Origin of the sequence: Kribbella jiaozuonensis (assembly GCF_005233875.1) — a bacterium.
Classification (GTDB): domain Bacteria; phylum Actinomycetota; class Actinomycetes; order Propionibacteriales; family Kribbellaceae; genus Kribbella; species Kribbella jiaozuonensis.
Map to the genome: position 1 here is coordinate 1,016,189 of NZ_SZPZ01000004.1, position 22,864 is coordinate 1,039,052.

General features: G+C 68.5%; 23 protein-coding genes. 8 read left to right on the forward strand and 15 right to left on the reverse strand.

From position 1 onward, the window contains the following. Nucleotides 1–29 precede the first annotated feature (29 nt). Complete coding sequence (locus tag FDA38_RS30835; protein ID WP_137257606.1) at nucleotides 30–1,133, reverse strand: DNA glycosylase AlkZ-like family protein; 1,104 nt, start codon at nucleotides 1,131–1,133, stop codon at nucleotides 30–32. Nucleotides 1,134–1,325: 192 nt separating this feature from the next. On the opposite strand from FDA38_RS30835, the gene FDA38_RS30840 reads away from it, so the two are divergent. Then, nucleotides 1,326–2,075: a hypothetical protein gene (locus tag FDA38_RS30840; RefSeq protein WP_137257607.1), complete on the forward strand. Its 750-nt coding sequence runs from the start codon at nucleotides 1,326–1,328 to the stop codon at nucleotides 2,073–2,075. 106 nt (nucleotides 2,076–2,181) lie between these two features. After that, nucleotides 2,182–2,451 (forward strand): GlsB/YeaQ/YmgE family stress response membrane protein, encoded by a 270-nt coding sequence (locus tag FDA38_RS30845; RefSeq protein ID WP_130449837.1) that lies wholly within the window; start codon nucleotides 2,182–2,184, stop codon nucleotides 2,449–2,451. Between the two features lie 47 nt (nucleotides 2,452–2,498). On the opposite strand, the gene FDA38_RS30850 is transcribed toward FDA38_RS30845, so the two are convergent. The 5 genes from FDA38_RS30850 to FDA38_RS30870 all read right to left on the reverse strand — a co-directional run bounded on the left by FDA38_RS30850 (nucleotide 2,499) and on the right by FDA38_RS30870 (nucleotide 8,104). After that, nucleotides 2,499–4,868, reverse strand: coding sequence for a glycoside hydrolase family 65 protein (locus tag FDA38_RS30850; protein WP_137257608.1), 2,370 nt, complete (start codon nucleotides 4,866–4,868; stop codon nucleotides 2,499–2,501). Next, nucleotides 4,865–5,620 (reverse strand): beta-phosphoglucomutase family hydrolase, encoded by a 756-nt coding sequence (locus FDA38_RS30855; RefSeq protein WP_137257609.1) that lies wholly within the window; start codon nucleotides 5,618–5,620, stop codon nucleotides 4,865–4,867. The genes FDA38_RS30850 and FDA38_RS30855 overlap by 4 nt, the downstream gene beginning before the upstream one ends. 10 nt (nucleotides 5,621–5,630) lie before the next feature. Next, nucleotides 5,631–6,596 carry an RNA polymerase subunit sigma-70 gene (locus tag FDA38_RS30860; protein WP_137257610.1) on the reverse strand — a complete coding sequence of 322 codons (966 nt, stop codon included), beginning with the start codon at nucleotides 6,594–6,596 and terminating at the stop codon, nucleotides 5,631–5,633. Next, nucleotides 6,593–7,006 (reverse strand): glyoxalase superfamily protein, encoded by a 414-nt coding sequence (locus tag FDA38_RS30865; RefSeq protein ID WP_137257611.1) that lies wholly within the window; start codon nucleotides 7,004–7,006, stop codon nucleotides 6,593–6,595. Before FDA38_RS30865 ends, FDA38_RS30860 begins: the two co-directional genes overlap by 4 nt. A 99-nt stretch (nucleotides 7,007–7,105) precedes the next feature. Beyond that, nucleotides 7,106–8,104 carry an acetylxylan esterase gene (locus FDA38_RS30870; protein WP_137257612.1) on the reverse strand — a complete coding sequence of 333 codons (999 nt, stop codon included), beginning with the start codon at nucleotides 8,102–8,104 and terminating at the stop codon, nucleotides 7,106–7,108. A gap of 126 nt (nucleotides 8,105–8,230) precedes the next feature. On the opposite strand from FDA38_RS30870, the gene FDA38_RS30875 reads away from it, so the two are divergent. Beyond that, entirely contained in the window at nucleotides 8,231–8,926 is a 696-nt protein-coding gene (locus FDA38_RS30875) for an SDR family oxidoreductase (protein WP_202877905.1), read from the forward strand. On the opposite strand, the gene FDA38_RS30880 is transcribed toward FDA38_RS30875, so the two are convergent. The 3 genes from FDA38_RS30880 to FDA38_RS30890 are packed head-to-tail and all read right to left on the reverse strand — an operon-like array spanning nucleotide 8,927 to nucleotide 11,637. Next, nucleotides 8,927–9,961: an enolase C-terminal domain-like protein gene (locus tag FDA38_RS30880; protein ID WP_137257614.1), complete on the reverse strand. Its 1,035-nt coding sequence runs from the start codon at nucleotides 9,959–9,961 to the stop codon at nucleotides 8,927–8,929. It abuts the gene before it with no gap. Between the two features lie 3 nt (nucleotides 9,962–9,964). Next, nucleotides 9,965–10,987 carry a DUF4037 domain-containing protein gene (locus FDA38_RS30885; protein WP_137257615.1) on the reverse strand — a complete coding sequence of 341 codons (1,023 nt, stop codon included), beginning with the start codon at nucleotides 10,985–10,987 and terminating at the stop codon, nucleotides 9,965–9,967. Then, the gene (locus FDA38_RS30890) at nucleotides 10,984–11,637 is read right to left on the reverse strand and encodes a class I SAM-dependent methyltransferase (RefSeq protein ID WP_170989929.1); all 654 of its coding nucleotides are present in this window, start codon (nucleotides 11,635–11,637) and stop codon (nucleotides 10,984–10,986) included. The genes FDA38_RS30885 and FDA38_RS30890 overlap by 4 nt, the downstream gene beginning before the upstream one ends. Nucleotides 11,638–11,680: 43 nt before the next feature. Between FDA38_RS30890 and FDA38_RS30895 the strand changes: the two genes are divergently transcribed. Further along, nucleotides 11,681–12,316 carry an HAD family hydrolase gene (locus tag FDA38_RS30895; RefSeq protein ID WP_202877906.1) on the forward strand — a complete coding sequence of 212 codons (636 nt, stop codon included), beginning with the start codon at nucleotides 11,681–11,683 and terminating at the stop codon, nucleotides 12,314–12,316. 34 nt (nucleotides 12,317–12,350) lie between these two features. Here the strand turns inward: FDA38_RS30895 and FDA38_RS30900 are convergent, their stop codons facing one another. Continuing rightward, the gene (locus FDA38_RS30900) at nucleotides 12,351–12,737 is read right to left on the reverse strand and encodes a PASTA domain-containing protein (RefSeq protein ID WP_137257617.1); all 387 of its coding nucleotides are present in this window, start codon (nucleotides 12,735–12,737) and stop codon (nucleotides 12,351–12,353) included. A 73-nt stretch (nucleotides 12,738–12,810) separates the two neighbouring features. On the opposite strand from FDA38_RS30900, the gene FDA38_RS30905 reads away from it, so the two are divergent. Both FDA38_RS30905 and FDA38_RS30910 read left to right on the forward strand, forming a co-directional pair. After that, entirely contained in the window at nucleotides 12,811–13,995 is a 1,185-nt protein-coding gene (locus FDA38_RS30905; protein ID WP_137257618.1) for an N-acetylglucosamine-6-phosphate deacetylase, read from the forward strand. Between the two features lie 122 nt (nucleotides 13,996–14,117). Continuing rightward, nucleotides 14,118–15,392, forward strand: coding sequence for an ABC transporter ATP-binding protein (locus FDA38_RS30910; RefSeq protein ID WP_137257619.1), 1,275 nt, complete (start codon nucleotides 14,118–14,120; stop codon nucleotides 15,390–15,392). On the opposite strand, the gene FDA38_RS30915 is transcribed toward FDA38_RS30910, so the two are convergent. Genes FDA38_RS30915 through FDA38_RS30925 form a run of 3 tightly spaced genes read right to left on the reverse strand, consistent with a single transcriptional unit; the run spans nucleotide 15,389 to nucleotide 19,293 of the window. Continuing rightward, nucleotides 15,389–16,696: an amidohydrolase family protein gene (locus FDA38_RS30915; RefSeq protein ID WP_137257620.1), complete on the reverse strand. Its 1,308-nt coding sequence runs from the start codon at nucleotides 16,694–16,696 to the stop codon at nucleotides 15,389–15,391. The two genes, FDA38_RS30910 and FDA38_RS30915, sit on opposite strands and share 4 nt — an antisense overlap. Further along, on the reverse strand, nucleotides 16,686–17,858 hold the full coding sequence (locus FDA38_RS30920) for a metal-dependent hydrolase family protein (RefSeq protein ID WP_137257621.1): 1,173 nt from the start codon (nucleotides 17,856–17,858) through the stop codon (nucleotides 16,686–16,688). The genes FDA38_RS30915 and FDA38_RS30920 overlap by 11 nt, the downstream gene beginning before the upstream one ends. 1 nt (nucleotide 17,859) lies before the next feature. Beyond that, nucleotides 17,860–19,293, reverse strand: coding sequence for an MFS transporter (locus tag FDA38_RS30925; RefSeq protein WP_137257622.1), 1,434 nt, complete (start codon nucleotides 19,291–19,293; stop codon nucleotides 17,860–17,862). 101 nt (nucleotides 19,294–19,394) lie between these two features. Here FDA38_RS30925 and FDA38_RS30930 point away from each other — a divergent pair, with 101 nt between their 5' ends. Next, nucleotides 19,395–20,255, forward strand: coding sequence for a MurR/RpiR family transcriptional regulator (locus FDA38_RS30930; protein WP_137257623.1), 861 nt, complete (start codon nucleotides 19,395–19,397; stop codon nucleotides 20,253–20,255). Between the two features lie 19 nt (nucleotides 20,256–20,274). On the opposite strand, the gene FDA38_RS30935 is transcribed toward FDA38_RS30930, so the two are convergent. Together FDA38_RS30935 and FDA38_RS30940 are read right to left on the reverse strand one after the other, a co-directional pair. Further along, nucleotides 20,275–21,045, reverse strand: coding sequence for an SDR family NAD(P)-dependent oxidoreductase (locus FDA38_RS30935; RefSeq protein WP_137257624.1), 771 nt, complete (start codon nucleotides 21,043–21,045; stop codon nucleotides 20,275–20,277). Next, on the reverse strand, nucleotides 21,032–21,895 hold the full coding sequence (locus FDA38_RS30940; RefSeq protein ID WP_137257625.1) for a LysR family transcriptional regulator: 864 nt from the start codon (nucleotides 21,893–21,895) through the stop codon (nucleotides 21,032–21,034). Before FDA38_RS30940 ends, FDA38_RS30935 begins: the two co-directional genes overlap by 14 nt. Before the next feature lie 82 nt (nucleotides 21,896–21,977). Between FDA38_RS30940 and FDA38_RS30945 the strand changes: the two genes are divergently transcribed. Beyond that, nucleotides 21,978–22,862 carry an MBL fold metallo-hydrolase gene (locus FDA38_RS30945; protein ID WP_137257626.1) on the forward strand — a complete coding sequence of 295 codons (885 nt, stop codon included), beginning with the start codon at nucleotides 21,978–21,980 and terminating at the stop codon, nucleotides 22,860–22,862. Nucleotides 22,863–22,864 lie beyond the last annotated feature (2 nt).

Consider the following 22,864-nt stretch of genomic DNA (forward strand, 5'->3'; position numbering starts at 1 on the left):
GGCGATGTTTACGTGAACATCGGCTCTCGTCAAGACTTCAGCACGAGTTCCAGCCGGAGCCATTTCGCCAGATCGCGGATCTCGCGGTGGACGGCGGCGGTCAGCGTCTTCGAGAACGGCGCGTCCTCGTGGATCGCGTCGACCCGGAAGATCCCGGCCTTGCGGTCCGACATCGCGTCGAGCTTCCCGACCAGACGGTCGTTGTGCAGGATCGGCAGCGCGAAGTACCCCCATCTGCGTTTCGCGACCGGTTTGTACATCTCCAACTGGTAGTCGAAGTCGAAGATCTCGCCGAGCCGCTTCCGGTCGTACACCAGCCGGTCCAGCGGCGAGAGGATCGCCGTACGCCCGGTGAACGGCCGGCCGAGCAGCTCCGGGTCGATCCGCCACTCGCCGCGCACGCCCTCGACGACGACCCGCTCCCCCGCCTCGCCGGCGTCGAGCGGCTCCCCCGGGCAGGCAGGACCCTTGGCTCGCAGGATCCCCATCGACCGCAACCGCTGCCCGTCGCGGATCCGGGCGGCCTTCTCCAGCGGCACAACAGGGTCGTCGGGATAGATACGGGACGCCAGGTCCCACAGCCGGTCGCGTCCGTCCCGGCTCGCGATCGCCACCTCGCCGCGCTGCATCATGAACTCGAGCATTTGCGAGACATTGCGGTTGTTGGTCCAGCCGCTCGACTTCCACGGCCGCACGCAGGTGTCCGGCAGCTCGCGCATCGCCAGCGGGCCGTCCTGGCGCAGCCGCTCGAGGATGTCGAGCCGGCAGCCCTCGTTCGACTTCACCCAGTCACCGCGGTACTGCTGCCAGTCGAGCGGTTCGCCGTCCGACGGCCACGCGTCCATCTGGGCCCGGAACAGCGCCAGCGTCTCCGGCAGCCGCACGAACCCGCGCAGCTCGAGCAGCTCCTGCGTGGCCAGCGCATCCGCGAGCTCGGCAGCGTCGTACGACGAGCCCAGCCGACTCCACGCGACCAGGTCCGCGTTCGGCGCGACGTACGCCGTCTGGTCGAGCTGGATCACGTTCAGCCCGCGCACGACGTCGAAAAGATCGTCCGGCCGCTCACTCGTCAGCAGCTGCGCCCGCACCGCCAGCCGCCTGGCATCTCGCTTCGACAACTGATGAACGGTCACAAAGAGAGACTAAGCGACGCTTCGGACAGTATTCTGGGACGAAGGCCGAGCGAGGTGGGGACCTGGGGCTCGGGGTTCAGGGGGTTGATCGTGGCGCTACGTGGTTGGGCACTCATGTCCTGTGCTGTTCTGCTGGCGGTGCCGGCGCTGGCGGGCTGTACGAGCGCAGAAGGTTCGAGTGGGTCGAGCCCGGTGACCGAGACCCCCTCGATCGTCCTCCCCCGGACCACGGGTCCGGTCAAGCCCGCGTCCGACTGCTCGCATTCAACCGAGGAGCTCCCGGCGGAGGCGCAGGTGGACGGCGTCGCGCTGGCCGCCACCACCGACCCGACCCGTACGTCGTTGCTGCTCAAGAACATCGGCGGGCTGACTGTCATCATCATGCCGGACGCGGGCTTCACCAGCCGGCTGATCGCCGCGCCGAAGGAGAACCCGACCGACCTGGCGTCGAGGGCCGCACTGATCGCCGTCAACAACAGCGGCGGCCTGGCCGGGGTCCTGGACATCCCCGTGTTCATGCCGAAGTCCCAGGTCATCACGGTGCCGCCGCAATGGGCGGTCTGCGTGCTCAGCGACAGCCTCAAGGAATTCGCCACCGCGCGGTACCTGCAGGACAAGGGGACCACCGCGGAGTACTTCCTGACGAAGGCGCTCGCGGACCAGTTGCTCGCCAAGAACAGCGTCGCCAGGACGCAGCCGACGCTGATCAGGTGCGCCAAGAGCACCGTGGACGTCGTCAAGGGCAAGCCGACGCTGTCGGACATCGAGCAGTACGTCGAGATCCTCGGCCCCGGTTCACCCTGCCGGAACAGCTACCAGGCCCTGTTGCACAGCGACCAGGACGCTGCCGATCAACTCGCGACCGCAGTACTCAGCGAGCTCCAGGCGACTCCCCGGCTGAAGATCAACAGCGACCTGGTCGTCACCTCGGCACGGACCTGAAGCCAGGGTCGGATCCGGGTCGGGTCAGGGAGAACTCCACTGCCGCCGGCCCCACCGCGGCCGGAGACTGGAGTCCTACCGTTCGACCCCTCGGAGGTCTTCAGCCATGATCGGCTTCATCGTCGCCGGACTCGTCATCGGAGCGTTGGCCCGGCTCTTCACGCCCGGCAAGCAGAAGCTCGGCCTGCTCGCCACGTTGCTGCTCGGCCTGGCCGGCTCGGTGATCGGCGGCACGATCGCCGCGATCCTCGGCACCGGCAGCATCTTCGAGCTGAACGTGTTCGGCTTCATCATCGCGGTGATCTCGTCGGTGCTGCTGGTCGGCACGGCCGAGTCGCTGTCCGCCCGCCGCAAGAACTCGTCCATCAGCCGCTAAAGCCCAACTCGACCGGGCCGGCCTCGATCCAGGCCGGCCTGGTCGGGCTAGCTGCCTTCGTTGATCGCCATCGCCGGCCGCGGCTCGCGGCCCGGCGGTTGCGGCGGCCGGGGCAACAGCGGGCGGCGCTTCTCCAGCGTCCGGATGACCGGCTGGTCGGCCCGGACCGTGATCTCCTCACCGGCATGCCGGAAGGTGATCTCGGCGTCCGGCCCGTTGTGCACGGTGTACTTCACCGCCACCGGATCGATCTCGACCTTCAGCCGGACCCCCCGCCACCGGATCGAGAAGCTCAGCCCGCCCAGCCCGATCGGCAGCGCCGGGTCGAACGACAGCCGGCCGTCGCGGTCCCGCAACCCGCCGAAGCCGCACACCAGTGCACTCCAAGCACCACCCAGCGACGCCATGTGCAGACCGTCACCCGTGTTGTGGTGCAGATTCCGCATGTCGATCAGCGCAGCCTCGTACGCATAGTCGTACGCAAGGTCCAGATGCCCGACCTCCGCGGCCATCACCGCCTGCACGCACGCGGACAACGACGAGTCCCGCACCGTCAGCCGCTCGTAGTAGTCGAAGTTCCGCGCCTTCTCCTCGTCGGTGAACGCGTCACCGCACCAGAAGGTGGCAAGGATCAGGTCAGCCTGCTTGACCACCTGCGTGCGATACAGCTGGAAGTACGGCGCGTGCAGCAGCAGCGGGTACTCGTCCTTGTACGCATCGAAGTCCCACACGGCGTACCCGGTGAAGCCTTCGGACTGCGGATGTACGCCGAGATCCTTGTCGTACGGCACGTACACCGCCGCGGCCGCGTCCCGCCAGGCGGCCTCCTCCTCGGCGTCGATGCCCAGCTCGCGGGCCCTGGCCGGCAGCTTGACCGAGACCTCCGCCGCGAACCGCAGATTGCGCGCCGCCATCAGGTTGGTGAAAACGTTGTCGTCGGCAACGGCGCTGTACTCGTCCGGGCCGGTCACACCGGGCAAGTGCCACTTGCCGTCGCGGTCGTGGTGTCCCAGCGAGATCCACAGCCGGGCCGTCTCCGCCAGCAACTCCAGCCCGACCTCTTCGAGGAAGCCGTCGTCGGCGGTGGCGGTGTGGTATCGCATGACTGCCTCGGCGATGTCGGCGTTCAGGTGGAACGCCGCCGTACCCGCGGGCCAGTAGCCGGAGCACTCCTGGCCGCGGATCGTTCGCCAGGGGAACGCCGCGCCTTTGAAGCCCAGCACCTCGGCCCGCTCCTTGGCGAGCTCGAGGATCGAATGTCGCCAGCGCAGCGCGTCGGCGGCCGCGTCGGGCATGGTGTAGGTCAGCACCGGGAGGACGAAGCCCTCGGTGTCCCAGAACGTGTGCCCGTCGTACCCGGCACCGGTCAGACCCTTCGACGGGATCGCGCGTCGCTCGGCGCGGGCTCCGGCCTGCAGTACGTGGAAGAGCGCGAACCGCACGGCCTGCTGCAGCTCCGGATGTCCTTGCACCTCGACGTCGGCGCCGTCCCAGAAGTCGTCGAGGAAATCGACCTGCTGCTTGGTCAGCCCGTCCCACCCGGAGAACTGCGCACTGGCGATGGCTGCCGCGACCTGGTCCCGGATCGCTGTCTCCGAACGCAGACTGGACCAGCCGTACGCCAGGTACTTCACTACGCGCAGACTCTCGCCCGGCTGCAGGTGCGCGATCACCGTGGTGCGCGCCCAGTCCTCACGGACGTCCTGGTCCATCGCGTACCGGACGGTGGTGTCCACCTCGTGTGACATCGCCGCAGCCATCAACTGCTGGCTACGCGTGGTCCGGTGGATCAGTACGACGCCGTGCTCGCCGCCGTCGTGGCTCACCGGCTTCAACGGGTTGTCGAGCACTGCGGCGACACGCGGGTCGTCGGACAGCTTCGGCTGCGCCTCGTTGGCGACCAACTCGGACTGGATCACGAACCGGGCCGGCTGGTCGACCGGCTCGACGACGTACTCGATCGCGGCGACCGCGCGCTGGGTCAGCGACACCAGCCGGCGGCTGCGGACCTTGATCCGCTTGCCGCCCGGCGAGGTCCAGTCGACATCGCGCTCGAGGATGCCGGTGCGGAAGTCGAGCGAGCGCTCGTGCTTGGTCAGGTAGCCGTAGCGGATGTCGAACGGCGAGTCGTCGACCATCAGCCGGATCAGCTTGCCGTTGGTCACGTCGACGAGCGTCTGCCCGGACTCCGGGTAGCCGTAGCCGGCTTCGGCGTACGGGAGCGGGCGCTGCTCGTAGAACGAGTTCAGGTACGTGCCGGGGATCGCGTACGGCTCGCCTTCGTCGAGGTTGCCGCGCAGGCCGATGTGGCCGTTCGACTGGGCGAACAGCGACTCCGACTGGGCCAGCTTGTCCAGCGCGAGCCGGGTCTCCCGCAGCCGCCAGGGCTCGATCGGGTGATGGCCTCTGTCGATCATTTGCCCTCCCCGTGATCGGCGAGCAGGTCTGCCAGGTCGCGCACCACCACGTCGGCGCCGTGCGACTTCAGCTCGGCCGCCTGGCCGACGCGGTCGACCCCGATCACCTGACCGAAGCGACCCGAGCGGCCGGCCGCCACACCGGCCAGCGCGTCCTCGAACACGGCCGCCTCGGACGGATCGACGCCGAAACCCTTGGCCGCGGCGAGGAACGTGTCCGGCGCCGGCTTGCCCTTCAGGCCCTCGGTCCGGATCGTCACGCCGTCGACGATCTGCTCGACGTACTGCGCGAGTCCGGTGACGTCGAGCACCTCGCGGGTGTTCGCGCTCGACGAGACCACGGCGCGACGGAGTCCGGCCTGCTCGGCGGCCTGGAGGTACTGGCGCGAGCCTTCGAACACGTGCACGCCCTCGGTCCGGATCCGGCGCTGGACGGCCTCGTTCTTCCGGTTGCCGAGGCCGTTCACCGTCATCGCGTCCGGCGGATCGTCGGCCGCACCGTCGGGCAACGTGATCCCGCGCGCGGCGAGGAAGTCCCGGACTCCGTTCGCCCGCGGCTTGCCGTCGACATACGCGTCGTACTCCGCCCGCGCGTCGAACGGCACGAACGGTATCCCGTGCTGCGCCGAATACTCGCGGAGGAACTTGTCGAACATCTCTTTCCACGCGGCGGCGTGGACGGCAGCGGTGTCGGTCAACACACCATCCAGGTCGAACAGACAGGCCCGGATCCCCGCAGGTAGTCCCAGCATGGAACCCACATTAGGGGGTCAACCGGTCCGGAAGGCCAAAGGCAGGGAAACGGGAGTAGCCGAAGGTGGTGATCTCGACGATCTGGTGGTCGCGCACCCACAGCACGTCGAGCTTGAACGCCCGCCACACCGTGTCCCCCGGACGCATCAGGTACGACGCTGCCGCGGGCAACCGGTTCGCCGAGGTCGGCACCAACCGCCACTCGCCCTCGCGGTTCGGCCCCATGCCCCGCTCGAACAACGGCAGGCACGCGGCCAGGCCGTCGAACGTCAGCTGGTCAGGCGGCATCGAGATCCGCAGGTCCTCGGCCGCGATCGCGATCGCCGCCTCTGCATCACACCGCTGGTGCGCGTCGATGAACCGATCGAGCACCTCGCGCTCCTCGGCCGTCGGGCGTGGCGCACTCCAGTCGGACCGTCGTGCGGGCAGCCGCTGCTGCATCGTCACGCGGGCGCGCTGGAGCGCACTGTTGGCCGCGGCCACGCTGGTCTCCAACAGGCCGGCCGTCTCTGACGCCGACCAGCCGAGGACGTCCCGTGCTATCAGCGCGGCCCGCTGGCGAGCGGGCAACGCCTGGAGCGCGATCAGGAACGTCAGCTCGATCGTCTCCCGGTCCACCGCGACGGCGTCGGGCTGGTCGGCCGGTGGCGCGATCTCGTCGAGCAAGCGGTCCGGATACGGCTGTAGCCAGCCCATGTCGCCGGGCGATGTGCTGCGCCGGGTATGCCGTCGGGCGACGTCCAGGCAGACGTTGGTCGCGATCCGGTACAGCCAGGCGCGGAAGTACGTGCGCCCGTCGTACTGATCGAGGCTGCGCCAGGCCCGGAGCAGTGTCTGCTGCACGGCGTCCTCGGCATCGTCGTACGACGCGAGCATCCGGTAGCAGTGCACGTGGAGCTCGCGCCGATGCCTCCCCGCGAGGTCGGCGAACGCGGCCTCATCGCCCGCGAACGCCGCCTCTTCCAGCGTCGTCATGACTGGTGCCCGACCTCCTGGACGGTCCAGTTGTTGCCGTCCGGGTCGTCGAAGGACAGGAAGGTGTTGTAGTCGGAGCGATCGGGGTGCACGCCGTCCTGCTTGCCTTGCTCGCCGAAGTGGAACGGCTTGCTGACCTCCACGCCACGGTCGACCAGCTCGGCCCGCGCGGCCTCGATGTCGGTCACCACCAGGTGCGTGCCCTGGTAGCTGCCCGGCTTCGCCGAGGTCACCCCGATCCCGATCGTGATCGAGCACGCCGACCCGGGCGGGGTCAGCTGCACGACCCGGAACGAGTCGCCGACCTTGTGGTCGACGTCCACGGCGAACCCGAGCTGGTCGGTGTAGAACTTCTTGGCCCGATCCACGTCCGTCACCGGCACGATCACGAGCTCGAGTTTCCAGTCCATCTGCGGCCTCCCGCGGTCACGGTCGGTCCAGTCTGACCGACATCGATGACCGTGTAACGACGGCCGCCCCGAAAACTCATCGGTCGATCGATGAGCTTTTTAGCCGCGCGCCTCGAAGACCCGCGCGAACCACTCGAGCTGCGCCAGCTGCTGGTACGTCTGGCCGCCCTCGTGGTTGTTGTACTGGTAGACCTCGATGTCCTTCTGCTCGCTGCCGTAGTGGTTGTACGCGGCAAACACCGTCGACGGCGGGCAGGTGGCGTCCATCAGCGCGACCGAGAACAGCGCGGGTGCCGTCGCGAGCCGGCCAAGGTTGACGCCGTCGAAGTAGCTCAGCGTCCGCAGCGTCGCGTCGACGTCCTGCCGGAACCCCTTCAGGTACCGCGTGATCTCGCCGTACGGGTCCTTGTCGGTGATCTGCAGCGCGCGCTCGAAGTGACACAGGAACGGTACGTCGGGTGCGCAGCCGAGCAGCTCGATGCCGGCGATCGGTGCGAGTCCGGCCGCGGCGATCGAGATGCCGCCGCCCTGGCTGCCCCCGGTGACGATCAGCTTGTCCGGGTCGACCAGCGGCGACGTCTTCACCGCGTCGAGCGCACGGACCGCGTCGATGAACACCCGGCGGTAGTAGTAGGTCTCGGGGTCGGTGATACCCGCGGTCATGAACCCCGGCGTGTGGTTGAGACCGGCGTACGGCGTGTCGTCCGGCGTGCTGTCCAGTCCGCCGGCGCCGTAGCCCTGGCCGCGGGTGTCCATCACGAAGTGGGCGTAGCCGGCTTGCGCCCACAGCGTGGTCGCGTGCGGGAAGCCGCGGCCGCCGGAGTACCCGTGGTACTGCACGACGGTCGGCAGCGGGCCGGTGGCTCCGGCCGGGACGTGCAGCCAGCCCTTGACCGGCGTACCGCCGAAGCCGGCGTAGGTGACGTCGTAGGTGTCGATCACCGCGAGCTTGTTGTCGATCAGGGTGAACGAGGCGGACAGGTCGTCGGTACGCGCCTTCTCGATGGAACGGCGCCAGAAATCGACCAGGTCGGCGGGTGCGGCCACCTCGGGCCGGTACTCGCGGAGCTTGTCGAGGGAAAGGTCGAACATGGCCATGAGCGACAAATTTACGCCCAACCACCAGCCGTCGGAAAACGGTGTCCAAAACCGCGGAGGCCAGCCAGTGGCGGATGCGAACCCGTCCGGCTCTCGTGTTCGGTAAGCGTTATGACACTTCAAGGCATGACAGTTCTGGTCGTCGGCCGCGGCGGCGGCATCGCCCGGGCGGTGACCCTGGCCGCCCGGGACGCAGGCGCTCAGGTCGTCGCCGCGGGCCGCAGCCAGGACAAGCTGAAGGCGGCGTACGACGGTGAGCCCGGCATCACCACCGAGTACGTCGACCTGACCGACGAGGCCTCGATCGCGGCCCTCGGCGAACGGCTCGGGACTGTCGACCACATCGTCTCGACCGCGTCGGCCCGGGCCCGCGGGAAGGTCGCGGACCTGGACCGGGACGCGGTCCGGGCGTCGTTCGACACGAAGGTCATCGGTCCGCTGATGCTGGCCAAGCACCTCGCGCCGCGGATCAACACCGGCGGCTCGCTGACGATCTTCTCCGGCGTCGCAGCCGCGAAGATCGCCGTCGGCACGCTCGCGGTCGCGATCACCAACGGCGCGGCCGACGTACTCGCCCGCTCGCTCGCCTTGGAGCTCGCGCCGATCCGGGTGAACGCCGTCTCCCCCGGCGTGATCGACACCGGCGCGTGGGACGGACTCGGCGCGGGCAAGGACGACTACTTCCGCGACATCAGCTCGCGCAACCCGGCCCGGCGGATCGGCACAGTAGACGACGTCGCGCAGACCGTCCTGTTCGCGATGACGAGCACCTTCGTGACCGGTACGACGCTCCGGGTCGACGGCGGCGAACCGCTGACCTGACTACGGAGCCGCGAGGCCGAAGCCCGGGTCCTCGGACAGGACGACGTACCCGTCCTCGAGCGTGTAGGCGCCGGGGCCGGGGACGCCTTCGACGATCGGGACGTTGCCGAGGCCGGCTGCGAGGTGGGCGGCGTACAGGGTCTTGAGCGGGACGCCCCAGGCATGCGGTGAGGCCTCGGAGGCGAGTTGCGGCATGGTGCGACGCCAAGCGGTGAGGCCGTGGCCGATGACGTCCATCAGAGCCACGTCGACGAGACCTTCGCGGGCCAGACGGAGGACGTGGTCAACGTTCGGGTCGTATTCGCCGTCGGCGACCTTGGGCCGGTTCGTCATGGTCTGCAAGCGTTCGCGGAGTGCTTCCAGGTCGGGCCGGCGTTCCGGGAACGGCTCCTCGATCCAGTACAGGTCGCAGTCGGCGACGCCGTCGAGGTACTCGAGCAGTCCGTTGAGGGTGAAGCCGTCGTTGCCGTCGACAAGGATCCCGGCGTCCGGGTACAGCTCGCGGGTCAGCCGGGTCACCTCGATGTCGCGGGCCATGCCGGCCAGCGGATCCATCCAGCGGTGGCCGCGGCCGATCTTCAGCTTGAAGTCGCGGAAGCCGAAGGCGTGGTCCTGGGCGAGGTTGGTCCGGATCGCCTCCAGACCATGATCGAGGTCGTCGAAGTAGATGCCGCCGGTGTAACAGCGCACCCGCGTCGAGCCGTGGCCGCCGAGCATCGCATACACGGGTACGTCGAGGATCCGTGCCGCGAGGTCGTGCAGCGGGTAGTCGAGGAACTCCGCGGCCGGGTCGATCACGCCGCGGTCCGGGTCGATCAGCTCGGCCAGGTTGCGACCGATGAGGGCGCGCGGGTCCGCGTCGGACAGCGGCAGGCCCCAGCCGGTGGCGCCGCGGTCGGTCTCCACGACGTACACCGTTTGCTTGCCGCCGTTCCCATGGCTGCCGAGGAACGAGTTGCGGCCGATCGTGCGGAGATAGCCGTAGTGGTGGTCGGTGGTCGTGACGGAGCGGATGACGTGCCTGGCGAGGGTCATCGTTCAACGATAGACAGCGACGAACTTGCGGAACGCCTCCGGATTGCTGAGTACGTCGGTGTTGTCCGCGAACTGGTCGATCGACCCGATCAATCCGCAGCGCGCCACCGCCTCGTCGGTCACGGTCGCCAGACACGCGTGCACGAAGCGACCGGCGTCGATCACCTGAGCGGGTCGCGTGAAGTACGGCCGCGGCGCCGGGTCGATCTCCTCGGTGATGCCGAGCGCGTTGTGTCTGCGCGCCACCAACTCGTACGCCGTGACGAGTGCCTGCTCGCGCTCCTCGAACCGAGCGGCTGCCGTCGCGTCGGCGAGCGCCTGGTCCAGACCGTCGGCGTGGTCGAGACGGGCGAACGCCGTACCCAGCCATTTCGTGTACGGCGCATAGGTCCGCGACTGCAGCAGCGCCAGGCGCATCACGTCGCGCACCAGGCGAGCAGTGACCACCCGCGAACCGAGCTCGTCTCCGACCTCGTAGGTGCGCTGGACGAACGCCTCCTCCTGCGCGATCCGCGACCACTGGCAGGCCAGCAACCACCGCCAGATCTGGTCCGGATACCAGGCGAGCGCATCACGTACGGCGGCCAGCCGCCCGTCGTCGGCGTACACCTCACCAGCCACGACACCCAGCAACTGCTGCTGCGGCGTCGTCAACCAGTCGGTGAGCCCGATGCCCTCCGACGCATCGAACCCCAGGTGCCCGCGCAACCAGTCCCCCAACGTCGCAACCGTGACGTGGTGCACCGGCTCCTGCGTGTCCCAGCCGAAGCGGACCGTGTGCCCGGCGTACTCCTCCGGCATCCCGTCGTCGACGGCCTTCCGCACCCGCTCGACCTCACCCACATCGACAAGCACCACGACCCGCGGACCCCACCCGTGGTCCGTCGAACGCTCGGTGTCGTACCCGAGCACATCCGATCCCCAGCCGAGCAATCCCGCCGCATGCCCGACGTCTCCCACGAGAGGTGCGATCACGTCAGCGTGAAACCCGGCCCCGATCTCACCCGCACTCCGGAACTCCGTCATGCCGCCTCCCCTCGCCGCAGCACGGCCCACAAACCCCAGCCCGCATGAGACATCACTGCAGACCAGTCCGCTCCCGAGTCCTTCTCCAGTGCGCCCAGCACAGTCTCGATCGGCACGTGGTGCGGAGCGTCCTCACCGAGCGCGTTGGACCACACGACCACACCATCCGGCGTCAGCGTCCGCACAACCTCATCAGCAAACAGCGGTACGTCGGCCAGCACGACCGCCTGAGCTGATGCGTCTCCGGCGGGCAGCTGCGACGCATCACCCAGAACACGCCACGGAGCAGGTGATCGGCTGAGCATCGCCCAGGTCAGATCGAGGCTGACCACCTTCGGCCAGACCTCCTGGATGAGTGCGGAGAGCAGTCCGGTCCCGCAGCCGACCTCCAAGCACAAGCCGGCCGGCCACGGCCCACCACGCTGCAGAGCGTCGGTCAGCGGGACAGAGCGGTAACCACCGCGGTCACCGTCCCAGACCGGAGCCAGCTCGGTGTAGCGCCGTACGACCTCGTCGGCCTGCTCGTGCGACCACGTGCTGGGGTGCTCGGCGAGCTCCCGCGAGGTCCGCTGACTGGCCGCTGCTTCGGGTCGGACAGGCTTCCCGGGGTCCGCCGGTACGACCTGTGGGAGTTCCGTGATCTGACCCACTACGTCACCTTTCCGGTCTGAGGGCCCGTCTACAGTTACCCCGGTGAAGGCTTCGCATGTGGTGTGGGACTGGAACGGGACGCTACTCAATGACAATCACGCAGTGCTGGCTGCGGTCAACGAGGTTTGTGTCGGGTTCGGCCGACCGGAGCTCACGTGGAGCGGCTGGCAGGCGGCGTACGCGCGACCGATGCGGGTCTCGTACGAGCAGATCCTGCAGCGCACACTCGACGAGGAGGAGTGGGCGCGGGTCGACAAGCTCTACCACGAGCGGTACGACGCGCTCCTGCACACGTGCGAGCTCGCCACCGGCACCATCGACGTACTGCGGGAGTGGACCGGCACCCAGTCGTTGCTGTCGATGTGGTTCCACGCGCGGCTGACGCCCACGGTCGAGAAGTACGGCCTGACGTCGTACTTCACCCGCGTCGACGGCCTGCCCGGTGACGTCGGCGGCGGTTCGAAGGCCGACAGCCTCGTCCGCCACCTCGAAGTGCAGCAGCTCGACCCGGCGGACGTCGTACTGATCGGCGACGTCGTCGACGACGCAGACGCAGCCCGAGCCGCCGGCACACACTGCGTGCTCGTCTCGACCGGCGCGATGACCCGCGAGTCACTGGAAGCCACCGGCGTACCGGTCACTGCGTCGATCGCGGAAGCGCTCCGTCAGGTCCGCTGAACGAACTCGGGCAGATTGCCTTCGGGCGCGGGTCCTACTCGCCGATCTTCTTCGAGCGCAGGATGATCTTGGTGTCGGGAGTTGCGTGAGTGCCGCCGGCGGGTTGTTGGGAGACGACGACCCAGTTGCGGTCGTTGATCAGCAGGCGGCCCTGGCCGGTGGCGTCTTCTTCGGTGAGGAAGTAGAAGCCGGCGGCCTGCATGGTGTCCTGGGCCAGCTGATGGTTGAGGCCGACGACGTTCGGCACGACGCCCGCCTGTGCGGACGGGCGTGCAGCTGAAGGTGGCGGCGCGCTGGTTGCCGGGACGGTCGACGTCTGGGTGGCGGTCACCGTGGTCGTGGCGGTCACCGTGGGCTGGGCTCCGGCCGCGCCGACGCCTCCGCACGCTGTCAGCAACACCAGCGAGCCGAGAGCAATCACGAACCATCCCGGGGCCACCGAATACCAATACCCCATTCGCCAAACGACCTAACAAGCTGTAGTTGTTTCACCTATGACTCAGGTTCTGGAAGGTCGTACGGCGGACGGCCGCGGCGTACGGGTGCGGTACTCCGCCGACGGTATCGAGGAGATCACCGACGACCCGAGTGCTCCCGACCTACTGCTGCTCCCGGGCCTGATCGACATCCAGCTCAACGGGTATGCCGGGTTGGATGTCAACGATCCTGCACGCCCGGCGAGCGAACTGTCCGACCTCGTGCGCGTCCTGTGGCAGCAGGGGGTCACGACGGTCTACCCGACGATCATCTCCGCTGACGACGCGACCACAACCGCCCTCGTCACCCTCGCCGCCGCCGCTCGCGCGTCCGACTCGATGGTCGCGTACGGCGTACCCGGTCTGCATCTCGAGGGTCCGTACATCTCGAGTGCCGAGGGCGCCCGCGGCGCACACGACCCGGCCGTCGTCCGCGACCCGGACCCCGACGAATTCGACCGCTGGCAGAAGGCCGCAGCCGGCGCCATCGCCATCCTGACTCTGGCTCCCGAACGCACAGGCGCCCTCGAACTCACCCGCCACCTCGCGGGGCCGCAGCACGCCCCGCGAGCGGAGGCGGCAGGCGGTCGCAGTGTGGTGGTGTCGGTTGGGCACTCGCTTGCTTCGGCGGAGGAGGTTCACGCGTTTGCTGCCGCAGGCGGGCGGATGTCGACGCACCTCGGAAACGCCTTGCCGAAGCAGCTCGACCGGCACGACAACCCGATCTGGCCACAGCTGGTCGAGGACACGCTGACCGCGGGGCTGATTGCCGACGGCCACCACCTGCCCGTCGACACCTTCGCCGCGTTCGTGCGGGCCAAGGGCGCGACCCGCTGCGTTCTCACCAGCGACGCCGCCGCCCTCGCCGGTTGCGCCCCCGGCGACTACAAGACCGCGGTCGGCGGCGCAGTCACCGTCGGCTCCGACGGCAGCCTCCGCCTGCAAGGTACGCCGTACCTGGCCGGCAGCGGAGCCTCGCTCCTCGACTGCCTCCGCTGGTCCACCGGCCCCGGCGGCCTTCCCCTCGACACTGCCGTCACGATGGCGACCACCACCCCTGCCAACCTCCTCGGCCTGACCGACCGCGGCCGCCTCGAAGTAGGCGCCCGCGCCGACCTCATCCAGCTCACCCGCACCCCGGACGGCGGCATCGGCGACCTCGTCACGGTCGTCGTCAACGGCGTGACGCAGAACCAGGTTTGATCAGACCTCACGATCTGTTGCCTGCAGCAACAGTCAGGTGCTCAATCGTGCCGCTTGCAAGTACCGGCAAAACAGGGTCCGATGCTTGCCGGTGAACCTGGTCTTCCCGTATAAGAAGCGTGATGACAGCGATCCGGCTCGACGGGGTGTCCAAGGTGTTCGAGGGGGAACACCTGGCTGTTGACGAGCTGTCCCTGGACGTGGCCGACGGCGAGTTCATGGTGCTGCTCGGACCGTCCGGCTGCGGGAAGACGACGCTGCTGCGGATGATCGCCGGGCTCGAGCGGGTGACGGCCGGCGAGGTGTGGTTCGGCCGGACGAACGGGACGCGGCTGCCGCCGAAGGACCGCCAGGTGGCGATGGTGTTCCAGACCGGCGCCCTGTACCCGAACCGGACCGTCCGCGAGAACATCATGTTCCCGCTCCAGATCGCAGGGCAGGACGACCACGACGCGAGTTCGACCGCCGCAGGCCTGGCGCAGATCCTCAGCATCGGCTCGGTGCTCGACCGGATGCCGCGGACGCTCTCCGGCGGGCAACGGCAGCGCGTCGCGATCGGGCGGGCGCTCGTACGCCGTCCGAACGTGTTCCTGCTGGACGAGCCGCTGTCGAACCTCGACGCCACGATGCGGACCGAGCTGCGCCAGGAGATCGGCGCGATGACCCGGGACCTCAACGTCACCACGCTGTACGTGACCCACGACCAGGTCGAGGCGCTCACGCTGGCCGACCGGATCGCGGTGATGCGCGACGGCCGGATCGAGGACGTGGGTACGCCGGCGCAGGTCTACAACGACCCGGCGACCGCGTTCGTCGCCGGGTTCCTCGGCGCGCCCAGGATCAACCTGCTGTCCGCGACCGTCCGCGTCACCGCACACCATCGGGTGGCGCTCGACTTCGGAGCCCAGTCCATCGGTCTCGACCCAAGCGATCGCCGCTCGCTGATCCTGCGACATCACGACGGCGTCCAGGTCATCGTCGGCGCGCGCTCGAACGCCTTCCGGGTGATCACCAACGAGGACGTCGCGAACCAGTTGACCGGGACGTTGCGCGCGTTCGAGTTCCACGGGCAGCAGTCGATCGCGTTCGTCGAGTGCGGGATCGAGGCCGTCAATCCCGACCAGGTCGGCCAGCCGAGGCCGATGCACGCTGTTTCACCGCAGGACATGATGGCTCCGGCCTCGTTGCTGACCAGGGTCCTCTCCCGCATCCGATCCGGCCGCACGACCGCTCCGGCTGAACTACCGCCGCCCACGCATCGCCGGGCCGACCTGGTCATCGAACTTCCCGCCGACGCGGACCTCAGACGCGGCTCCCGCATCCACCTGGCCATGGACACGACCCGGATCCACATCTTCGACCAGACCGGCTGCCGGGTGGACCGCATCACCCGCTAGCTGGTCACGACCGCTCCGCCGGCTATCACCAGGTGCGGCTGTTCGAGTACGGCGATGTTGTCGAGCGGGCTCTCATCTACGACGATGGCGTCGGACGCGTACCCGCGCGCCAGTCGCCCGACCGACGACCCGAGGCCGAGCAGTCGCGCAGCGCTTGTCGTCGCCGCGCGGATCGCGTCGAGGGCGCTCAGACCGGCCTCGTGCAGGAGGCGTACTTCGCCGCCGATCGGGTCGACGTCCAGACCGAACGAGTCCGTGCCCGCCACCACGGTCACGCCGAGCTCGGCGGCCCGGCGTACGGCGGCCTGGAGGACCGGGAAGAACTCCTCGCCGCGCTGCTTCAGGATCGGGTTCGTCGAGTCCCGCATCCCGCCGATCGCGGACATCGTCGGGGTGAAATGCGTGCCCTGGCGAGCCATTCGCTCCAGCGTCCGCTCCCCCACGAACACGCCGTGCTCGAGCGTCTTGATCCCGGCCCGAACTGCATCATCGATCGCCTTCTCGCTGTAGCTGTGGCACATCACGCCGACACCACGCTTGCGCGCCTCGGTGACGATCGCACGGACCTGCTCGTAGTCGTACACCTGAACCAGCGGATCCTGCTCGGGTACGCCGGCCCGCTCGTTCACCCGCGTCTTGACCCAGTCGACGCCGCGATCCAGGTTGACCGACGTCAGGTACCGCAACGCCTCCGGCGTACGAACCCCACCCGCCAACGGAGCCAGCGCCGGGTCGCCGAGGATCGTGTTGCCGAGATCCGGGGTGACGAAAGTACCCGACGCCTTCATCCGCGGTACGACGCCCGGTGCCCACGGCTTCAGCGCGCGGAGCCCGATGTCCTGGTAGAAGTCCGACGTACCGCTGCGGACGGTTGTTGCCCCACGCACCAAAGCCGCATGAGCATCGGCGACCGCGTTCTCGTGCACATGTACGTCGACCAGACCGGGCAGCACCCATCGTCCCTCGACGTCAATGACGCGACCGTTGGCCTGGGCAACTGCTTTGCGAGTCTGCGAACGGTTGCCAACGGCCACCACCCGACCGCCCGCGAGCACGACGACGGCGTCCTCGATGACCCGCCCGCTGAGCGGGTCGAGCACCGTACCGTTCTCGATCACGACGGGAGGTGGCACGGGCGCTCGACCGCCGGGACCATTGGCGCTCGCTCGACTTCCTGCTGCCTGGGCGGGTTGGCCGACGGCCGCCAGTCCGGCGCCGGCGAGTGCGATCGCCCCGCCGATCACACCCCGTCGGCTGATCGAGCTCGGCAGCGGCTCGAGCTCGTCATCATGGTCACGGCACATCGGTGTTCTCCTTGTCCAGGGTGTTCTTGACGATCCGGCCGCCTTGCATGATCAGGCGCAGCCGTCGCTCGGGGTCCGTCAGTACGGCGATGTCCTCGAGCGGATTGCCGTCCACGACCAGCAGATCGGCCCAGGCCCCGTCCCGGATCTCACCGACCTGCCCGACCAGACCAGCGATCTCCGCACCGACGACTGTTGCCGACCGCAAAATGTCCGCAGGCTTCTGTACTTCGGCCCGCAGCGTGAACTCGTCGAGCTGATGAGCGTGCAAGGCGCCATGCAGATCAGTCCCGTAGCCAAGAGCAACTCCGGCACGATCCGCGAGCTCCAAGGCCTGCAGACCAAGCTCGAGAATGTTGTCGAGCTTCCCCTTGCCCTCGGGCGACAGATGCTCGGCCCCGCTACGCCGAAGCGCGTCGAACGTCGCCAGCGTCGGCACGAGGAACGCATCTCGCTCCAGGAACAACGAGACGCTCTCCTCGTCGATCAGATTCCCGTGCTCGATGGTACGAACGCCGTACCGCAGCGCACGATTCACCGACGCGGCCGAGTACGCGTGCCCGGCGACGTACCCGTGCCCGAAGCCTGCCTCCTCGACGGCGGCCCGGATCTCCTCCTCGGAGTACGCCAGCGCGTCCAGGGCCATTGACGAGACCACGCCGCCGCTCAGCGTGAGCTTGATGTGGTGCGCGCCCTGGGCCATCTGCTCGCGGATCGCGCGGCGCAGCTCGACAGGTCCGTCGCAGATGCGGGTGAGCACGTGTCCCCCGGTCGGGGCGAGGATCGGGCCGCCGTACAGCAGCCGCGGCCCTTCGATCAGACCTTCCCGCAGCGCCCGCGCGAGCCCAGCGTCGGCTCCGCCCAGATCGCGTACGGTCGTGAAGCCCCGCAGCAGCATGTCCTTCAGGATCTGCGTGGATCGGACCGTCGCGTACGACGCCGGCCAGGAGGTCAGCTCGGCGAAACTCTCGCTGGCCTGGGTGACGTGGACGTGCGAGTCGATCAGACCCGGCATCAGGGTCCGCCCGTGCAGATCGATCACCTGAGCAGTTGCTTCAAGGTCTCTGGTGATCCGACCGTTGCGGATGGCAACTGTCTGGTCCTCTACCAGCTGTCCGTTCCGGACGTCGAGGACCGTTGCATTCACGAAGGTGGTGTCCATGTCAGCTCGTCGCCGCCTCGGTGATGATCGGTGCACTCGCGCGCTCGACCTGGGCTTCCGGGTCGAGATCCTCGAGCCGCCGCCCGCGGGTCGACAGGCCGAGCGTCAGGATCGCGAGCGCGCCGAGCAGCAGCGCGGCGGCGATCATCGAGAACACGCCCAGGAATCCGACCGACGTGAACAGGACGCCGATCAGGATCGGTGCGGTGATCCCACCGAATCGGCCGACCGCGGATGCGGTTCCCATTCCGGTCGCGCGGATCGCGGTCGGGTACACCTCGGGCGTGTAGGCGTAGAGACCGGCGTACGTGCCGTTCATGAAGAACGACAGCAGGATGCCGAAGAAGAGCACCTGCCCGTTGCTGCTCGCGTTCGCGATCAGGAAGGCCGAGATCGCTCCTCCGGCCAGGTACGACGCGATGGTCCACTTCCGGTCGAGCCGCTCGTTCAGGTATGCGCCCGAGTAGTAGCCGGGAACCTGCGCCAGCGTGATCAGCAACGCGTAGCTCAGGCTCTTCGAGATCGTGAGGTCACGCTCGACGAGCAGCGACGGGATCCAGGTGAAGAAGCCGAAGAACGCGAACGTGATCGAGATCCACAGCAACCACAACACCGCAGTACGACGAGCTAGGCCGTTCTGCCACATCAGGATCAGCCCCGCGCCGGGCTTGGGCTTCCGCGGTACGGACACCGTGGTCTCCGGGGCTGCCGCGGGGACCGGCGGCACGTCCTTGCCTGATTCGCGTACGGCGTCCTCCAACGCGTCGACCACCTTTGTCGCCTCGGCAGTCCGGCCCTGCTGGATCAGCCAGCGCGGCGACTCCAGCAGACCGCGGCGCCACCACAGCAGCATCAGCACCGGCAGCGCGGTGACCACCTGAGCGACGCGCCAGCCGTGGTCGAACGCCGGCACGAACACCCTGCCGAGGAGCGCCGAAGCGACGTACCCTGCGGAGAAGAACCCTGCGACTGATCCGACCAGCAGACCGCGCGACCGGGCGGGGATGAACTCGGCGATGAACGCCGGGATGATCGCGGCTTCCGCGCCGACTCCGATCCCGGCGATGATCCGGGCGCTGAAGAAGATCTCCCAGGTCGGGGCGAACGCGGCGACGAGCGTGGCAGCGCAGTACAGGGCCAGGGCGTACATCATCACCTTGCGGCGGCCGATCGCGTCGCCGGTGATCCCTGCGCTCAGGGCACCGATCAGGATGCCGATCAGCAGCGAGCTGCCGATCAGACCGATCTGCCACGGGGCAAGGTGCCAGAGGGGTTTCACGGCCGGCAGCAGGTACGAGACGAGTGAGCCGTCCATGCCGTCGAAGGCGATGCCGAGACCGCCCATCAGGAGCAGTTTGACGTGCGGACGGGAGAGCGGGAGTCGTTCGAGACGGTCCAGCAGTACGCGGCCTGCGGCTGAGATTTCCACGGTCATCGGAGCCTCCATCCGTCGGTGGATGACTCAGGACAGTAGATGCATGATTTCGTGCATGCAAGACCTGGTGCAATATTTCGTGCATCCGGCACAATGGGGTGATGACTGACCAGGGCCCTTCCGTGGCCGAGTGGCTCGACAAGCAGGTCGGCAGCGCACGGCTCGGCCCGAAGGCGGAACGGGTGCGGCATGTGGTCGCGACGCAGCCGAGCTTCGCGTCGTACGCGACCGCCGCCGAGGTGGCCGAGCGCGCCGAGGTGAACGGGGCGACGGTTGTTCGGTTCGCCCAGTCGCTCGGGTTTGCGGGCTGGCCGCAGTTCCAGGCGGAATTCCGGTCGATGTACGTCGTACGGCGGTATGACGTGGAGGCCGGCGCGCCGACGACGGGGCACGCCGGCGTACTCGCGTCCGCCTTTGCGCGGGATGCGGAGAACCTGCAGTCGTGTTTGCAGTCCTTCGACTACGAGGAAGGTGCGGCTGTCGTCGAGGCGATCCACGCGGCCCGCCGTACGCTCGTCGTCGCTACCGGGACGCACTCGTTGCCCGCGCAGGGGTTGGCGATGATGGCGGCCAGTCGCGGGTACGACATCAGCCTGGAGGACCGGAGCGGGCCGCATCTGACCAATGCGCTGGCGCGGCTGACGAGCGACGACTGCGTGGTCGCGTTCAGCTTCTGGCAGCACTACAAACAGACGGTCGCCGCCCTGCGGTTCGCCCGCACAGTCGGCGCCACCACCTGCGCCATCACCGACACCCGCCACTCCCCTGCGGCCGATCACGCCGACCACATCCTCATCATCCCCGCCGAAGGCATCTCCAACTTCCGCTCAATGACAGTCGCCACCAGCCTCGCCTACGGCCTGGCTGCCGCCCTGGTAGCCATAGACCCCCAACGCACCCGCTCCGCCATCTCCCACGTAGACGCCCTCTGGCAAGACATGAACTTCTTCGTCCCCGACTGAGGCGACCGCACTTACGGCCCTAGTGAAGGGTGTAGCCGCCGTCGATGACCACGACTGAGCCGGTCATGAAGCTGGAGGCGTCCGAGGCGAGGAAGACTACGGTTGGGGCGATCTCGTCCGGTACGGCGTAGCGCTGCATCGGTGCGTCGTCGATCCAGCGTGCCTTGAACTGTGGCTCGTCGACCGGTGCCATCTCGGTCTTCACGTAGCCGGGCGCGACGGCGTTCACGCGGATGTTCAGCGGCGCCCACTCCGCCGCCAGCGACTTGGTCAGCTGATGGACGGCGGCCTTCGACGCGTTGTACGCCGGTTGCCATTGCGGACGGTTGACGATCTGTGCCGAGATCGAGCCGATGTTGACGATGGTGCCGCCGCCGACGGTGGTGAAGTGGCGCGCGGTCGTCTGGCTGAGCTTCCACAAGCCGTCGACGTTGGTCGAGAACACCTCGTCCCATTCCTCGTCCGGGATGTCGAGCGACGGCCGATGGACACACGTCCCGGCGTTGTTCACCAGGATGTCCAGCCGCCCGGTCGCCTCCAGCGCAGCGTCGACCGCGGCCTGGCCGGACGCACGGTCGTTGACATCGAGCCCGACGCCGATCACCGTCCGCCCGGTCGCCTCGGCCAGCCGCGCGGCCGCCTCCTTGGACGCCGCGGCATCGCGCGCCCCGATCACCACATCCGCGCCGGCCTCGGCCAACCCGGTGGCGAACGCGAGCCCGAGCCCGCGATATCCACCAGTCACCAACGCCGTCCGCCCGGCCAACGAGAACTTGTCAAGAACGCTCATCGGGCCATTGTCCCTGGTACGCGGTGGACGCGAGCTGAACAAAGGACTGCACGAGCGGGTTGCTCTCCCCCGTCTTCCAGCTCACCACGACCCGGCTCGGCGGCAGATCGACGATCGGTACGACGGTGAGCTCGCCCGGCGGGTTGTGACCGAGCGGACTCAACCCGACCGTGCCGTTCCAGAGCACGGCCTGCAGACATTCCTGGACCGAGCGCACGACCGAACCCTCGCGATGCTGACCGCCGTTCCAGTACGACTGCCAGATCGGGTCGGTGTCGGCCGGGAACTGGAACCACCGCCGATCCGCCAGGTCCGCGAGCTTCAACTGATCGCGCTGAGCCAACGGATCATCGGCCCGCAGTACGGCGCCGACCGGATCGGCCCGCAACTCGTGCACGGTCAATCCCGTCTCGTCGAACGGCGCTCGCGTCAGCGCCACGTCGACGAGACCCGCTCGAAGACCGCAGGTGGGATCGGTGAGATCGGCTTCGCGGATCCGGACCTCCACATCCGGATGCTGCTGCCGATACGCCGCCGCCAACCGGCTCGCACCCGGATCGGTGCTGTCCCCGAGCATCCCGATCGTGAAGCTGACCGCACCGCGGACCCGCGCCGGTAGCTGATCAGCCTGCTCCAGCAGAGCCCGCGCCTCCTGCAGCAGTACGACGCCTGCCGGCGTGAGCGCGACCCCCGCCGCGGAGCGGTCGAACAGCGTGGCGCCGAGCTCCCGCTCCAGCTGCTTGATCGCGCGGCTCAGCGGCGGCTGACTCATCTGGAGCCGCATCGCCGCCCGGCCGAAGTGGAGTTCCTCGGCAACGGCGACGAAGTACCGCAGGGTGCGCAGCTCCATGACCAGCGACGATACCCGCACGGTATCGCCGCGACCGGATCGGTCTTGGACGCCGCAGCGGCGCAGGCGGTGCGATGGGAGCATGACCGACGTACTGCTGCCCGATCCCGCCGTCCGCGTTGCCGACGCCGAGGAGCTCGCGCCCGACCTGCTGGTGATCCCGAACAAGCGGGTCGACCTTGTGCCGAACATCGGCATCATCGGCGGCACCGATGCCGTCCTGGTCGTCGACACCGGCGTCGGCATCGCGAACGCCGAGGAGGTCCTGGCACTGGCGACCGAGGTCGCGCGCGGGCGGCGGCTGTACCTGACTACGACCCACTTCCACCCCGAGCACGCGTTCGGCGCGCAGGTCTTCGCAGGGCACGCGACGTACCTCGTCAACCGCGCGCAGGCGGACGACCTGGAGGCCAAGGGCGCCGGTTACCTGGAGATGTTCCGCGGGTTCGGCGGGGCGATCGCCGAGCGGCTCGAGGGCGTCGAGATCCCCGTGCCCGACGAGGTGTACGGCGATGTGCACGACCTCGACCTCGGCGGCCGGATCGTCGAGCTGCGCGCCACCGGCCGCGGGCACACGAAGGGCGATCAGGTCATCCAGGTGCCGGACGCAGGCGTGCTGTTCACCGGCGATCTGGCCGAGACGGGACAGTTCGCGATCTTCCCGTGGTTCCCGCCGTACGACGTCGATGTCTCCGGTGTCGGCTGGTTGTCCGTGATGGATCGACTGACCACGACCGCGCCGAAGATCGTCGTACCGGGTCACGGCGACCTCGGCGGCCCGGAGATCCTCACCGCCGTCGGCGACTACCTCCGCGAGCTCCGCGACGAGACGTGGCGCCGACGGGACTCCGCAATGAACGAGTCCGACCTCCGCACCGAGGTCAAGTCGCTACTGATCGAGCGCCACCCCGAATGGTCCGGCCAGGACTGGATCGATCACGGCATCAACTGCCTGTGCACCGAATGACC

Excerpts from the sequence above, each read along its gene's own strand:
- FDA38_RS30905 (WP_137257618.1), top strand. The coding sequence starts at position 12,811 with ATGACTCAGGTTCTGGAAGGTCGTACGGCGGACGGCCGCGGCGTACGG.
- FDA38_RS30945 (WP_137257626.1), top strand. The coding sequence starts at position 21,978 with ATGACCGACGTACTGCTGCCCGATCCCGCCGTCCGCGTTGCCGACGCC.
- FDA38_RS30915 (WP_137257620.1), bottom strand. The coding sequence starts at position 16,696 with ATGTGCCGTGACCATGATGACGAGCTCGAGCCGCTGCCGAGCTCGATC.
- FDA38_RS30860 (WP_137257610.1), bottom strand. The coding sequence starts at position 6,596 with ATGACGACGCTGGAAGAGGCGGCGTTCGCGGGCGATGAGGCCGCGTTC.
- FDA38_RS30875 (WP_202877905.1), top strand. The coding sequence starts at position 8,231 with ATGACAGTTCTGGTCGTCGGCCGCGGCGGCGGCATCGCCCGGGCGGTG.
- FDA38_RS30885 (WP_137257615.1), bottom strand. The coding sequence starts at position 10,987 with ATGACGGAGTTCCGGAGTGCGGGTGAGATCGGGGCCGGGTTTCACGCT.
- FDA38_RS30870 (WP_137257612.1), bottom strand. The coding sequence starts at position 8,104 with ATGGCCATGTTCGACCTTTCCCTCGACAAGCTCCGCGAGTACCGGCCC.
- FDA38_RS30855 (WP_137257609.1), bottom strand. The coding sequence starts at position 5,620 with ATGCTGGGACTACCTGCGGGGATCCGGGCCTGTCTGTTCGACCTGGAT.
- FDA38_RS30940 (WP_137257625.1), bottom strand. The coding sequence starts at position 21,895 with ATGGAGCTGCGCACCCTGCGGTACTTCGTCGCCGTTGCCGAGGAACTC.
- FDA38_RS30850 (WP_137257608.1), bottom strand. The coding sequence starts at position 4,868 with ATGATCGACAGAGGCCATCACCCGATCGAGCCCTGGCGGCTGCGGGAG.
- FDA38_RS30865 (WP_137257611.1), bottom strand. The coding sequence starts at position 7,006 with ATGGACTGGAAACTCGAGCTCGTGATCGTGCCGGTGACGGACGTGGAT.
- FDA38_RS30880 (WP_137257614.1), bottom strand. The coding sequence starts at position 9,961 with ATGACCCTCGCCAGGCACGTCATCCGCTCCGTCACGACCACCGACCAC.
- FDA38_RS30845 (WP_130449837.1), top strand. The coding sequence starts at position 2,182 with ATGATCGGCTTCATCGTCGCCGGACTCGTCATCGGAGCGTTGGCCCGG.
- FDA38_RS30935 (WP_137257624.1), bottom strand. The coding sequence starts at position 21,045 with ATGAGCGTTCTTGACAAGTTCTCGTTGGCCGGGCGGACGGCGTTGGTG.
- FDA38_RS30920 (WP_137257621.1), bottom strand. The coding sequence starts at position 17,858 with ATGGACACCACCTTCGTGAATGCAACGGTCCTCGACGTCCGGAACGGA.
- FDA38_RS30930 (WP_137257623.1), top strand. The coding sequence starts at position 19,395 with ATGACTGACCAGGGCCCTTCCGTGGCCGAGTGGCTCGACAAGCAGGTC.
- FDA38_RS30910 (WP_137257619.1), top strand. The coding sequence starts at position 14,118 with ATGACAGCGATCCGGCTCGACGGGGTGTCCAAGGTGTTCGAGGGGGAA.
- FDA38_RS30925 (WP_137257622.1), bottom strand. The coding sequence starts at position 19,293 with ATGACCGTGGAAATCTCAGCCGCAGGCCGCGTACTGCTGGACCGTCTC.